A 14,299-nucleotide genomic window follows, 5' to 3' on the forward strand; every position below is an offset into this window, starting at 1 on the left:
CAAGCATTACTCACCCGTCCGCCGCTCTAATAAGTCCGAAGACCGTTCGCGCTCGACTTGCATGTGTTAGGCCTGCCGCCAGCGTTCAATCTGAGCCATGATCAAACTCTTCAGTTTAAATATAGCAATTTCGTTTATCGCCTAAGCGACAGATGAAATTAAATCTTTTTGAACGCAATATAACTCATTAACATTAATACATGATATTACTGCAATATGGTCACTTGCGTTAATTTTTTGTGCTTCAAATAACACAAGCGCCCACACGCTTTGCTTGATCTGTCTTGTTAAAAAACGATAAGTGCGCAAAGGCTTTCTTATCTATCCGACCGGCTTCGCCTTGTCGGGGTGGCGTATAATACGCCTTTTTATTTACCTTGCAAGCTTTTTCTTTGTTTTAATTTGCTTTTAAAAACACTTTAAAACTATGAGCAAGCTTAACTTCAACCTTGCGATCGAGGCGCGCATTATACGCAGCGACTCTTTTTTTGCAAGGGGCAATTTTTATTTTTTAATATTTAAAAATTGCTTCACGAGAACTCTGGAAACCCTTCCCAACAGCCTTGACCTCGTGATGAGGCGCGCATTATAGGTAGTTTTACACGCCGTGCAAGTGTTTTTTTGATCTTTCTTTTAAAGGCTATTTATTGAGCTTGTTTTGCCAGTACACGACACTCATCATTTAAAGACCCGCCAATCAAAAGGCAGGTAATGCGAAGCCTTTAAGTTTTGGCTTTATTCCAGGGCATATGCGCTAAGCACATGGCCATGCCACAAGTATCGGTAATACCCGCAAACATTAAGCCTGCACCCACAAAAGCCGAAATACCGTATAAATAAGAACTAACCAATGCCCCTAGAGCCACGCCCAGCACGACCAAAAAGCCCGCCGCTATTCTCACTTGACGCTCTAGACTTATAACTTTGCCACCACCATTTTTAACGCCAACACCAGCAGCCTTAAGCCCGTTAAGCCCACCATCAATAATGACCAAGGGGCGCTGCGTTTTGCCTTGCAACTTATCTACAGCTACTTGCGCTCGCTTTCCGCTTTGACACAATAAGTACACAGGCTCATCGGTATGGCCCACCTCGTTCAGCTTGGCGTCAAACGAATCAGGCGTTAGCTCTTGCACCGGCAAGCACACACAACCCTCAAGGTACTCCCCTTGCACCTCGGCCGCTGTTCGCAGGTCAAGGACTGTTATTGTGCCTTTTTGCTGATTAAACAAAGCAGAAAAGTCCACTGCACTTTGTGTTGATATAGACATAAATACCTCTTTACACGGAAATAACTAAGGACAATAAATAGACTTGAGCGTGGCTATAACCTTTAAGGCGCCATCATCTGCGATACGGTAGTACACCGCTTGCGACTCTTTACGAGCCGCTAGCAAGCCTGCTTCACGCATGCGAGCTAAATGCTGTGACAATGCTGACTGACTCAAAGGCACCAACCTATTGAGCTCGCCGACCGACAGTTCTTGCTCAGCCAATGAGCAGCAGATCATTAATCGGTTTACGTTTCCCAGCTCTTTTAACAAATTGGCTGCCGTATTCGCATGCTGAGCTAAAGCCTCCGTAGAGGCCTGATCACCCGTTACACTTGATACTATCTGGGGCACATCTTCGGATACCACTACAAAACCTTTTAATCTATTAGATAGCAAGAGTATCCATCAATAACTATATGTTAGCAATACCTTAATTAGTATTTACTAATATTATTGACGCATAAATAGGCCGCACCCTATACCCGAGCAATAATTTAGAGGGAACAACAGCCCTTTCACTGCTCCCATAAGTACAAAAGGCCGCAAACAAAATGCGGCCTTTTCTTAGGAGCAAGCAGAGCTCGCTCGCCGCTCGTCATGCTAAGCGAGTACGGTATTAGATGATACGCGCGCGAAAACTACGGCCTTTGATTTTACCATGCACTATTTTACTTAAAGCATCGCTGGCCACTTTGCCCTCTACAGCAACAAACGCCCAATTGTCCATAATTTGTATTTTACCCACCTGCTTACCATCAATGCCGTCCTGCCCAGTTAATGCACCTAAAATATCGCCGGCACGTACCTTTTGCTTTTTACCGCCATCAATTTGTAAGGTTGCCATGCTGGGCTTATAAGCACCTGCCTTAAGCGCCTCGGCTTTAGGCAAGGGCTGCTTATCGATCACAAAGCTATGCGCTTGCTCTAAGCGCTCTAACTTAAACTGCTCTTTACCACTAAAGAGTGTACAGGCAACGCCTTGCACGCCTGCTCGGCCAGTACGGCCGATACGGTGTGTGTGCACGGCTATTTCACGGGCAATATGATAGTTAATGACCGCATCTAGCGCAGCAATATCCAAGCCGCGCGCTGCTACATCTGTTGCAACTAAGACACTGACGCTTTTGCTCGCAAAACGCACTAAGGCTTGGTCGCGCTCGCGTTGCTCTAGATCGCCATGCAAAGCCACGGCACTAAAGCCTTGCTCGCCAAGGTAATCAGCGACCTGCTGTGTTTCACGCTTGGTATTACAAAACACCACGGCGCTTGTGGGGCGAGTATCGCAAAGCAGTAGGCGTACAGCCATTAAGCGTTTGGCCTCTTCGGTACCATCAAGGCTATCAATATTATAAAAGTATTGAGTGATTGTTTCTTCAGCCTCAGCAGAGTCGATGGTAACGCGCACCGGCGCTTTCATGACACGCCTAGCAATAGATTCAATTTCTGGTGGAAAGGTCGCACTAAATAGTAGCGTTTGGCGCTGCTTAGGTGCATAGCTCAAAATAGTATCTAGGGTTTCTTGAAAGCCCATATCCAACATGCGATCAGCCTCATCAAGAACAAGGTTTTTCAGGTGATCAAGTTTAAGCGTGCCTTTGCGCAAGTGTTCTTCAATACGCCCTGGTGTACCTACAATAATGTGAGCCCCGTGCTCTAAGGAACCAATTTGCGGACCAAAAGGCATGCCACCGCAAATACCCAGTACTTTAATATTATGGATCGTACGCGCTAATTTGCGTATTTCTGCGGCGACCTGCTCGGCGAGCTCGCGCGTGGGGCAGAGTATTAAAGTTTGTATGCGGAAACGCTGAACATTTAAGTGCTGCAAAATACCCAACCCAAAAGCAGCTGTTTTACCTGAGCCCGTTTTAGCCTGCGCAATAAGGTCTTGACCCTCTAATATAACAGGCAAACTCTGCGCCTGGATCGGTGTCATCGTTTTATAATTGAGGCCTTGGAGATTGGTTAATAGCTCGGGTTTAAGTTGTAGCAAAGAAAACGCATCAGATACAGCAGACATGATAAATAACTCGTTGCGACGGGCACGCGATACATGCCCGTAAAAGGTTAAGAATTATACAGCAGCAACCCCATAAGACCCACCCTAGAATTCTCTAATCATTATCAAAGCCTGCGAGCGAGCGAGACGTATGAACCCGCTTACTGACTGACGCACCCAGACAAACGCCATGGCGATACGCCTTTATGCTGCGCTACCCTACGGTAACAAATGGCTCTTTGATTTAGCCACAAACTTTTCGCCTGCCATCGCATTCTCACGCCGACTCGATTGCGCCATAAAGGTATTGAGTGCTACCCCACACGCTACATTCACGTTAATCGAGGCACCCTCGCCAAACTGCGGGATATAAACACAGCTGTCGCATAGTGCTACAGCGGCAGGCGACAAACCGATGCCTTCATTACCCATCACAAATACCGTATTTTGGCTAAAACCCACAGTGTTAATGGACTGTGCAGTGGGTGTTATTTCTACTGCGGTAATATGGTAACCTTCGGCACGATAAAATTCGCACGCTGTGGCTAGCGTAAAAAAATGTGTCATTGATGTAGTGCTATGGGTATTTTTATTACCATAAGAGGCGTACCTTTTACGGCCCACAACACACACCTGCTTAACACCCAGCGCATTACACGTGCGAATCAGCTGACCTAGATTAGTGTTTTTTTCAATATTATGCAGTATCACAACAGCTTGCATAGCGTGCGCGGCCTTTAAGCTAACAACAGGCGCGCAATAATACATGAAGCCATTTATTTGGAGTAGATAATGATCACCCCTCAATACACACTTAAAGCAGCCATTTCATTGATTGCTTTAAGCCTAACCGCAGGTTGCGGCACTCAACCGATACAAAATGAAGCTCAGCTTATTGCCCCAGCAACCAGCACACAACAGGTCAATCAATACGACGTGCAAGCTCAAGCATTATTTGAGACCATCTTTGAAGAAAACGTTGCCCTCAGTCCCATCTGGCAAACCTATTTAGGGCGCTCAACCAATCAAGATAAATGGGATGACCTATCTCCCGCGCATGCAGAACGCCAACTCGCTCTCAGCAAAACACACTTAAGTCAGCTAAATAAAATAGATGCCCAAAAACTTAGCCCCGCCGTTGCGCTAAGTTATCGCTTACAAAAAGCACAGTTACAAGAGTCTATTGAAGATTATCAATGGCGCTATCATGGCTACCCCATCAACCAAATGTTTGGCAGCCACAGTCAAGTGCCTTCGCTATTGATTAACCAGCAACGCATTAGCACCATTACCGATGCCCAAAACTATATTGCACGCTTAAATGCGATACCCAAATTTTTTGAGCAGCAAATAGACGACTTAAAAGTGCGCGAAAGGCTTGGCATCATAGCGCCAAAATTTGTATTTGAGCATGTGATTCGCGATAGCAAAAATTTACTTATCGGGCAGCCCTTTACCCAAAGCGCAGAGCAAAGCACGCTATTGGCTGACTTTGATAAAAAAATCAATGACGCAGGCTTTACCCCAGCCCAAAAAACAGAGCTGCTCCAACAGGCTAACAGTGCACTAAAACTTAGCGTAGCGCCTGCCTATCAAAACTTAGTCGCTTATTTAGAGCAACTCAGTAAAAAAGCAGAAAAAGAAGGCGGCGCATGGAAAATGCCCGATGGCGAGGCCTTTTACAATAACGCACTCGCACGCACAACGACAACAAACCTCACTGCTGATGACATTCACCGCATTGGCCTTGAAGATGTACAGCGTATTCATAAAGAAATGACAGCCATTAAAGATGCTGTGAATTTTGATGGCGACTTAGCTGAATTTTTTGTTCATATGCGCACCAGCCCCCAATTTGTTTATGCTGAAAACGAAGAAGGCAAAGCAAAATATTTAAAAGAAACCACTGCCTATATCGATGCAATGCAAAAAGCACTGCCCACAGTTTTTAATATCTTGCCAAAAGCGCCACTCAAAGTAAAAGCGGTAGAGCCTTTTAGAGAAAAATCGGCCGGTAAAGCCTTTTACCAAGCCCCTGCACCCGATGGTTCACGCCCTGGTATTTACTACGTCAATTTATACAGCTTAAAGAACATGCCTTGGTATCAAATGGAAGCGCTCGCTTTTCATGAAGCCCTACCAGGTCACCATATGCAAATCGCCATATCGCAAGAGCTAGAAGGGATTCCTAAATTTAGGAAGTTTGGCGGCTACACCGCTTATATTGAGGGTTGGGGGCTTTACTCTGAATATTTACCTAAAGAGATGGGTTTTTATAAAGACCCCTATTCTGACTTTGGTCGCTTAGCGATGGAATTATGGCGCTCATGCCGCTTAGTTGTGGACACCGGCGTACACGCTAAAAAATGGACCAAACAACAAGCGATTGATTTCTTAAAAGAAAATACGCCCAACCCTGTTAACGATATAGAGCGCGCCGTAGAGCGTTACCTTGTCATGCCTTCGCAAGCGACGGCCTACAAAGTGGGTATGATTCAAATATTAGAGCTACGTAAAGCCGCACAAAAAGCACTAGGCGATGACTTTGATATTCGTGGTTTCCATGATGCCGTATTAAAAAATGGCGCATTGCCATTGAGTGTTTTAACACAAGAAGTTGAGGCGTGGGTAGAGTCTGTGCGTCGATAATATTGATTGGCTAATGCTCTAGCGGGGCTTGCCATGGGCAGGCTCTGTTAGTATTGACTTTAAGCTGACAGTAACTATTCAGAGCTACCGAATCAGAGTTACCGAAATAGGCGCTAATAAATCATTGGCTAGGCCGCTCAAGCTATCCATGGGGCTTAAAACTCAGCCCAATCCAAAAAAATTAAATTGCTCAGATGTATTCAAGTTAAACGTATCATTGAATACCCCTCCAATACCTAAATAATCTCTTATCGCTTGATGAATGTGCTTAGGGTAAATCACATTACCTTTAGTGTCAGGGGTTAATGTATTGCTATTGAGTTTTAAAACATTTTGCTTCTCATCGGTGCCGGCAATAACACGGTTGCCCCAGCTGGGGTTATTTTCCATCACTATTGCGCTGCCTATTGGCCAATGATCTTTACCGCTGCTGCTGTTATACCAAGGCGTACGCGCAAAATCACTGGCAATCAATACCGTTAAACGATCGGCTATACCTTGCTGTGTTGCGTAATCCCAAAGGTAATTGATGCCGTCGGTTAACTCGGCCAGCTTTGGCATTTGCTCTGCATCATGGTCGGCATGGGTATCAAAGCCATTTAAGACAGCATCGGCACTACACGCGGCGCCCGATTTAAAAGCCAGTACCGTCATTTGCATTTGCTGCATAAAACTATTGCTTTGTAGCTCATCACTAGAAGGGATGACGGCTGCAAAGTCTTCGAGCCCTGCCGCGTTTTGACGTGCAGTGTAATAGGCATCCATTGTGTACTGAGCTCTGGGTAAATTAGTCGAGCGACGACGCAAGCGTTGTAAGCGTGCTTGCTGATGCTCTTTAACGACTGCTAACATTTCAGGGTTTTGAAACGTTTGAGCTCTATCCCATGGCAATATATTAGGTGTTAAAACACTGAGTAATGCATTGACATCATTTAAGCGCGTGTAACGAATTAACCGCGCAGTTTCGGCATAACCACCATAGTTTAAATACGATAGCGGTAATTGCGGCGCATGCTGAGTAGCAAATAATGCCGTGAGTGAGGGGAAGCCTGCCGAATTACGGCCGCTCCAATTATGTAATACGCCAGTCGAATGTGAATTTGTTTGCGCATCAATGCCGTTAATGACTAGCATTTTGTTGTAGTGTTTATTAAAAAATGCTGCATTATTAGCTACCGGCGCAAAAGGTAAATTGCCCGCGGTATCAATATCCCCACTCGTCGCCCAATGATTAATAATACTCTCACCGGCCACATTCATTTTAGGATCGCAAAAGCTCGCCGTATCCCAGGCACCTTCGGCTTGAATCGTCATAAAGAAGCGGCCGGTATAATCGTGTGGTGCCGCAAATAACCTACCCGTGGGCACAGCGCTGAGCGCAGCAGTTGCAGCGACTTTATTTAGGCTATGCCATAAATCTCTACGACTTAACTTAATATGAGCCATTGCCAAATCCCCGATGTCGGTGGCTATAGAATGTATGGGTATCATTATTCATGTAGATATAAGTAGTCGGTCATTAGATAAACTAAAAAACTCATCCATGTGCCTTGCATATAAGAGGGGTCAGCAAATTCTTTCGTCATATCTAATTGCCACCAATTTTCAATCGGTAAGTCACAGGCTTCGCCTTCCCAATCATAGGCACGCTGAGCGCGATTAGCTTGTCGCCATTGCCATGCTTCAACAATAAAATTAAAGCTGGCATCCATCTCAAGACTATTAAATTCTATTATTTCCCCTAAAAAAAGCGCATGGAGCCGTGCTAGCTGTTGACGTATTTGGGTTTCACCTAAGGTGCCGCCATAAGGCTCTACATCATTAATGCCTAACGCCAAATTAACAGGGTAATCATTTACCCCTCGACGCCATGCCTCTACTTCTAGCGTATAAGTGCCCGAGGTGGCTATGGTTACGGGAAATGTGATTGCGCCATACCATAAAACATAACCTGTATGCGCACTAACAGCCTCTTCATAAAAACGGCTACCCGTAGCACTGCCATCTTTGTTTTTAGTGACTTCAAACCCTTCAATATCGGCCAAATCTTGCCCTGCAATCTCTAATATATGGCGCCCTTGAGCGTCTTTTAAGATCAGGCGGGTAATAATTACATTCGTACTTTCACGCAAGCTCTCATCCCAGTAAGGATCGACAAATTGCACGCTCAGATTTTGTTCACCGGCGGGAACCTCTGACTGCAAAGTATAGCGCTCAGCTGTAGCAGTACTCACACCTTTAACACGGTGCTTGATAACGCCGTGAGTAACCGGCGTGATCAAGCGGTCGACCTGATTAAATAATATTGACGACGGGTCACGATTCATATCGAGAACAACCGCACCACAGGCGACTGAAGTTGCCTGCGCCAAAGCGACATTGGCCATCAATGTATTTAACTCGCGAGCTCGAGTGGTAATACCCACAGAGTCCATACCGCCGTAATAAATTAAATAGCGGTTCATGAGGTTGGTGTATTGATCGCTTAATAACCAAGGCGCCTCTCGCTCGCCCCATGCATAGCCAATTAAAGATTTAGTTTTTGACTCTAGCTCTTCAGGAGTTAATAAACGGCCTACGCCAGCACCGGCCAGACTATACTTTTGCTCATCACCTAATGTTTCGGTGGCACGTATTGCGCTAAACCAAGGGCTTAATAACATTTTAGTCAGTGCATCTTTTAAATTAAATGCACCGCCGTTATAGCTGCTTGAACCTTCTATTCCTTGCTTAAACTCTGAGGCTAATGTATTAATAAAGGTATTTTGCGCATCAAAGGCCGCAAGCTTCGCAGCATAATTATCATCATCGATGGCTTCGGGTGCCTCAATTAAATCTTCGGCCATAATGGCCGGCCACCAAAATTTAATGGCTGCTTGAGCAAAGCGCTCATCCTGTATGATTTGAGTAGCCAACCACTGCAAGCTAGTATCGACACTATAGGTATTGTCGGTTGTAGCCACTACATTATTAAACCCTGCAGGCCTTACGTCACTAAACCAAGTATCACCACGCTGATACAAATCGGTATTCTTATACTCTCGAGGCAGTGCATCAGCCCCGCCCCGGCTATCACGATAAACCCCTTCATTTCCATAATTTTGAAACGATGCCGCTATAGGATCCATTGTCATATGGCATACCGTACAGTTCGCATTATTCATTGTTGGATTATTAATATCAGCTAAAGCTTCTGGGTCACTTGTACGCGCCGCTGACTTTTCTATATCGACGCCTAAAAAATGGTAACTTGCCCAGCGAGCGCGAGCGCGGTTACGATTAGTTTCGGTTGTTGGGTAACGATTTAAAAAAGCCGGTTCGTTTAAAATACCAGCATGTGGGTAATTCACATAATCACCATGAGAGGTGATGAGCGAACCCATACCCTCTACAAAATTTGATGTGAATTGATCATCATGAACTATTTGCCCGTAATTAAATACCGGTTTAAAGACGGTGTAATCATCGCTATCAAAAAGGCCTGCTACATCAGCTTTATAAATTTCAGCGAGCTGCGGATTAGCCATGGTGTAATTAGCCGTCAAAATCTGTGTATAAGGGAGGTCGCTTTCTACCACATGCGCAATAAGCTTTAACGGTGAAAATGCAACGCCATAACGCATTTTGGCATAGAAATCACTGTAGAATTCACTCCGCATATTTTGCTGGTTAGCTTCAACAAATTTTGCAGCAAGCGCAGGATAAAAGCTCGCATTGGGCTCTAATACATTTAATGTCAGGCCTTGATTAAAAGCATCAGTGAGTAATTTATCATTCGCCGCGCGCAATAAAAATTGATGGAACCCTTCCCCAGACATTAATCCGCGCAGCGCTTTAGGTAAATCGGCTTGTGCGATAGCGACCTCTTCAGGGGTTGGTAAGCGCCCCGCTACAATTAATGCCGCACGCCGTAGCGTCTGTTCATTACTCGCATAGATAATATTATCAAAAATATCAATCTTACCTGTCGTGATCGTCTCACCCGTTATTAAGCTAACCACCGATTGTAACGCCTGATACTGGTCGGTGGCTGCACCAAAAACAGCGCCCCCTTGATGAGCAGCGCCACCTTGTATTTTAGTGAGCAAGTATTCGCCGCCTAAATTCTCATTTAATACAAAATTCTGAAAGGTAACAAAATTAATATCGCCCTGATCCACACCAGCAGTAAATATTAAACGCGTATCGAGAGCCAAACCATCTGACTGATGACATTGCACGCACTTAGCCTGAATGGCAGGCTGTTCTATTTGAGCTTTATATAGTATAAGCGCAGCATGTGCAGAGCTGGTTGTACTTGATACTGTACTCGAAGAATGACTAGAACTACTTTTAGAACTACTGTTAGAACTACTTTGCGAAAACTGCGTCTCCGAACTGTTTGATTTATTCGAACTAAAGACAGCACTAGATATAGTACTACTAGCCGCAATACTAGAAAATATACGAGAAGAATCGCTAGCGCTAGCCGATAATTGATTGAGCGATGATTGTGCTGGCGCCGTCTCTTCGCCCGAGCCACAGGCATAGACAGTAGCACTCACCCAAACGACAACCAATAAACGCCACACTGCATTCACAACATAAACGCTACACCGACTTTTATTTAAGACAGAGCCTTTCACATAGACAACCATTATTAACAATGAGCTTATCATGACAGTGTAATCATAAATTTAAATAACATCCCCTATTAATCTAGAGGTAAATAATCCATTAACTTAGCAATAAGCCAACATTTGCTATAAAACATGTCAATCATCATGCAATATAACCTCTGACTTCAAACAGTTATAATAATATAATAATAATGAATTATTATTATAACTGTAGACTGCATACAGATTGACGAAACCCCAAAAAAAATGGATAGTAAATACTATGACTTAATTAACGACCTATTCATACAAAGGTTTATCTTATAATCATTTAGCAAAGAGACATAAAAAATAGCTATGCATTACCTATTATCATTAAAAATATAAAATGGTCACTCTATGCCTGTATTTACTCATCCCTCTTTATTCAAAACACATAATCTCTCTATACGAGATGATTCAGGGCTAGAATGTTACGAAACCGACCATCACTATAAAATTTTGATTGTTGACGATGAAGAATCTATTTTGCAATCGATCAATAGATGCATCAGTGATAAATATCATGTTGATTACTTTTTATCTCCGAGCGCGGCCCTGTCTAGTGCAACCCATACGGCTTATGATCTTGTTATCTCAGACCAAAGAATGCCCGGTATTGAAGGCATTGAGCTTTTAGCTAAAATAAAAGATATACAGCCTCATTGTATTGCAATTATTTTAAGTGGACTCACAGATTCACAAACACTGCTTAAAGCGATTAACCAGGCACACATTTACCACTACCTTTGCAAACCGTGGGATAACAAAGAGCTGTTAAGCCTTATTGAGCGGGCATTAGATTTTGGTGCAGAGCAAGTTGAAAATGAAAGGCTGGCTGACAAGGCCCGCGTCAACTGCGGCAGCATGACCAAACACCGAGCATATTTGCGCGATCTAGAAAGCAAATACCCCGGCATCACCAATGTCTCGCGCGATAAAAGCGGCGCGATTATTATAAAAAATAGAGAATGAATTAACTTTTACTTTATGTAAAGTCGATGTTGTTTAAAATAAAAAATCGCCAATATTAAATCCATAATGTAAAAAGGTGCTAAATCAAAAGGAAGAATTATGAGTAATACTCCTATCAATGAAAAACCTCACTGCCCTAAATGCAAACAAAAAATATTACAAAGCCTCTCGATAAAATGCATGTATTGCGGGCAAATACTACCCAAACAACATCACCCCTCTGAGGCGCAAAAAACACGTATCTTAGAACGCCATATTAAAAGTAACGAAGCACATGATTTAGCAATGGAAGCCAAGCAAACACAAGGTAAAAAGAAAAAAGGCCCACCCAAACCACCCGATATATCTTTTATTACTGAATCACTGGAATAAGTAGCATTCATTGAAATTAACGCACTTTATTTTTTAGATTTTCTTCAGATAGCAGAGATGCACCTTCCCCCTATGTCGATTTTTTCGTTACTCATAGGCCTCAAAACTATTATCAAAAATCGTGATGGGATCGTTAAAATCAATATTATACTTATCAAGATTTTTTTATTTTCATTCCATTAGAGTTGCACAAATTCCTCTTTTGGTTGACGCTAACAATTTATTAGCTTGAATCTAATTTTCACTAACGTCCGTTCTGTCTAATCTAATTTTCAAGGTGTAAACATTACACCCCTCACTACTAGAGTACAAAAAAGTTGCTGCAATATATAAAGCCACCCACACGACTGATTTGGGAGCTTTGGAGGCAAGATGCCAACTTGTTCTGGTCAACTACAACCATTGCACAACACGATACTCTCACCATTCGTGCGAAGACGACAGACCCGCAAAACTGCCTAATACATTCGATACTCCACCCTAATAGTCAAAATAACCAACATCAAAACGCCCAAAAAAGCTGCCCACAAGGTGTGTTTTGCTATGCTAAGTGATGCTTGCAGATCTGAGGGTTGCGCCCCAATATGGCGCATGTTACACCGTAAACTGAGCAACGATATATTTCGACTGGCGCATTAGCCTGTAAAACGGATGAGAGTTTTACACTCGTTAACTTTACAGATTGACCTTAAATAATTAGATGATGAACTAAAATGAATAAGAATATTGATTTATCACAGTACGGTATCACACACACTGATCACGTTATTTATAACCCATCCTATGATCTACTTTTTAAAGAAGAAACAGACCCCGAGCTGCAGGGTTATGAAAAAGGCACTCTTACATCATTGGGCGCTATTAATGTGAGTACCGGCATATTTACCGGCCGCTCGCCAAAAGATAAATTTATCGTCGAGGATGATGTAACAAAAGACACCATTTGGTGGAACACACCGGCAACCCCGAATGATAACAAGCCCGTATCGCCAGCTATTTGGCGTGACCTTAAAGGCCTAGTCAGCAAGCAATTATCAGGCAAAAAGTTATTTGTCGTTGATACCTTTTGCGGCGCCAATGATACCGTACGCCTTAAAGTACGCTTTATTACTGAGGTCGCTTGGCAAGCACATTTTGTTAAAAACATGTTTATACGCCCAACCGATGCCGAACTAGAGCATTACGGTGAGCCTGACTTTGTAGTGATGAATGGCTCAAAAGCCTCTAACCCCAACTGGCAAGCGCAGGGTTTAAACTCTGAGGTATTTACTGTTTTTAACCTGACCGAAAAAATGCAAATTATTGGCGGCACCTGGTATGGCGGCGAAATGAAGAAAGGCCTATTCGCCATGATGAACTATTACCTACCGCGCCAAGGCATGGCCTCTATGCATTGCTCGGCAAATGTGGGGCAACAAGGCGATGTCGCTATATTTTTTGGTTTATCGGGTACCGGTAAAACAACCTTATCAACCGACCCTAAACGGCAGCTTATTGGTGATGATGAGCACGGTTGGGATGATGAAGGTATTTTTAATTTTGAAGGTGGATGCTACGCCAAAACCATCGACCTTGATAAAGACAGTGAACCCGATATTTATAATGCGATAAAACGCGATGCCCTATTAGAAAACGTAACAATAGACGCCGAAGGGAATCCCGATTTTACCGATGGCTCCGTCACACAAAATACGCGCGTCTCTTACCCTTTGTATCATATTAATAATATTGTTAAACCCGTATCAAAAGCTGGGCACGCCAAAAAAGTGATCTTTTTAACCGCCGATGCCTTTGGGGTGTTACCGCCTGTCTCTAAGTTAACCGACGCACAAACTAAGTATCATTTTTTATCGGGCTTTACCGCCAAGCTGGCAGGTACCGAACGCGGTATTACTGAACCTGTGCCGACTTTTTCCTCTTGTTTTGGCAAAGCCTTTTTAACGCTACACCCAACACAATATGCCAAAGTGCTGGTTGAACGTATGAATGCGGCAGGCGCCGACGCTTATTTAGTCAATACCGGTTGGAATGGCAGCGGCAAACGCATCTCCATTAAAGATACTAGGGCGATTATCGATGCCATACTCGACGGCTCTCTCGATCGCGCGCCCACCACTCACATTCCAATTTTTGACTTAGAAGTACCCACTGCTTTAGCCGGTTGCGATACCGCTATTTTAGATCCAAGAAACACCTATACCGATAAAGCACTCTGGCAATCTAAAGCCGAAAAGCTCGCGGATTTATTTATCGATAACTTTGTACAATTTACCGATAACGCAGAAGGCCAATCACTCGTCGCCGCTGGCCCACAAAAATAATCGGCAGATTTATGCATAACTCATTCAATGCATGTACAAATATTTGAGTCACAAAAAAGCCGAGCTATTGCG

The 14,299-nt window shown here is 43.7% G+C and carries 10 protein-coding genes and 1 rRNA gene; 4 read left to right on the plus strand and 7 right to left on the minus strand.

The annotated features are described in order from the left end of the window. The 5 genes from AC438_RS14610 to AC438_RS14630 all read right to left on the minus strand — a co-directional run. A 16S ribosomal RNA gene (locus AC438_RS14610) occupies nucleotides 1-117 on the minus strand; the annotation flags it as partial. A gap of 605 nt (nucleotides 118-722) precedes the next feature. Next, on the minus strand, nucleotides 723-1,271 hold the full coding sequence (locus AC438_RS14615) for a rhodanese-like domain-containing protein (RefSeq protein WP_053982002.1): 549 nt from the start codon (nucleotides 1,269-1,271) through the stop codon (nucleotides 723-725). Nucleotides 1,272-1,295: 24 nt separating this feature from the next. Then, nucleotides 1,296-1,670 carry an ArsR/SmtB family transcription factor gene (locus tag AC438_RS14620; protein WP_476638771.1) on the minus strand — a complete coding sequence of 125 codons (375 nt, stop codon included), beginning with the start codon at nucleotides 1,668-1,670 and terminating at the stop codon, nucleotides 1,296-1,298. 220 nt (nucleotides 1,671-1,890) lie between these two features. Further along, nucleotides 1,891-3,294 carry an ATP-dependent RNA helicase DbpA gene (dbpA, locus tag AC438_RS14625; protein ID WP_053982003.1) on the minus strand — a complete coding sequence of 468 codons (1,404 nt, stop codon included), beginning with the start codon at nucleotides 3,292-3,294 and terminating at the stop codon, nucleotides 1,891-1,893. A gap of 198 nt (nucleotides 3,295-3,492) precedes the next feature. Further along, the gene (locus tag AC438_RS14630; protein WP_162230759.1) at nucleotides 3,493-3,996 is read right to left on the minus strand and encodes a TrmH family RNA methyltransferase; all 504 of its coding nucleotides are present in this window, start codon (nucleotides 3,994-3,996) and stop codon (nucleotides 3,493-3,495) included. A gap of 69 nt (nucleotides 3,997-4,065) precedes the next feature. On the opposite strand from AC438_RS14630, the gene AC438_RS14635 reads away from it, so the two are divergent. Beyond that, nucleotides 4,066-5,922: a DUF885 domain-containing protein gene (locus tag AC438_RS14635; RefSeq protein ID WP_053982005.1), complete on the plus strand. Its 1,857-nt coding sequence runs from the start codon at nucleotides 4,066-4,068 to the stop codon at nucleotides 5,920-5,922. A 162-nt stretch (nucleotides 5,923-6,084) separates the two neighbouring features. Here AC438_RS14635 and AC438_RS14640 read toward each other — a convergent pair whose 3' ends face one another. Beyond that, nucleotides 6,085-7,368, minus strand: coding sequence for a DUF1501 domain-containing protein (locus tag AC438_RS14640; protein WP_053982006.1), 1,284 nt, complete (start codon nucleotides 7,366-7,368; stop codon nucleotides 6,085-6,087). A gap of 44 nt (nucleotides 7,369-7,412) precedes the next feature. Then, the gene (locus AC438_RS14645) at nucleotides 7,413-10,502 is read right to left on the minus strand and encodes a DUF1588 domain-containing protein (RefSeq protein WP_156317099.1); all 3,090 of its coding nucleotides are present in this window, start codon (nucleotides 10,500-10,502) and stop codon (nucleotides 7,413-7,415) included. Nucleotides 10,503-10,919: 417 nt separating this feature from the next. Between AC438_RS14645 and AC438_RS14650 the strand changes: the two genes are divergently transcribed. The 3 genes from AC438_RS14650 (at nucleotide 10,920) to pckA (ending at nucleotide 14,227) form a co-directional block, all read left to right on the plus strand. After that, on the plus strand, nucleotides 10,920-11,534 hold the full coding sequence (locus AC438_RS14650) for a response regulator (protein ID WP_053982008.1): 615 nt from the start codon (nucleotides 10,920-10,922) through the stop codon (nucleotides 11,532-11,534). Between the two features lie 99 nt (nucleotides 11,535-11,633). Further along, the gene (locus AC438_RS14655) at nucleotides 11,634-11,906 is read left to right on the plus strand and encodes a hypothetical protein (RefSeq protein WP_053982009.1); all 273 of its coding nucleotides are present in this window, start codon (nucleotides 11,634-11,636) and stop codon (nucleotides 11,904-11,906) included. A gap of 713 nt (nucleotides 11,907-12,619) precedes the next feature. Then, nucleotides 12,620-14,227 carry a phosphoenolpyruvate carboxykinase (ATP) gene (pckA, locus tag AC438_RS14660; protein WP_053982010.1) on the plus strand — a complete coding sequence of 536 codons (1,608 nt, stop codon included), beginning with the start codon at nucleotides 12,620-12,622 and terminating at the stop codon, nucleotides 14,225-14,227. Nucleotides 14,228-14,299: the final 72 nt, after the last annotated feature.

Origin of the sequence: Marinagarivorans algicola (assembly GCF_001292705.1) — a bacterium.
GTDB lineage: Bacteria > Pseudomonadota > Gammaproteobacteria > Pseudomonadales > Cellvibrionaceae > Marinagarivorans > Marinagarivorans algicola.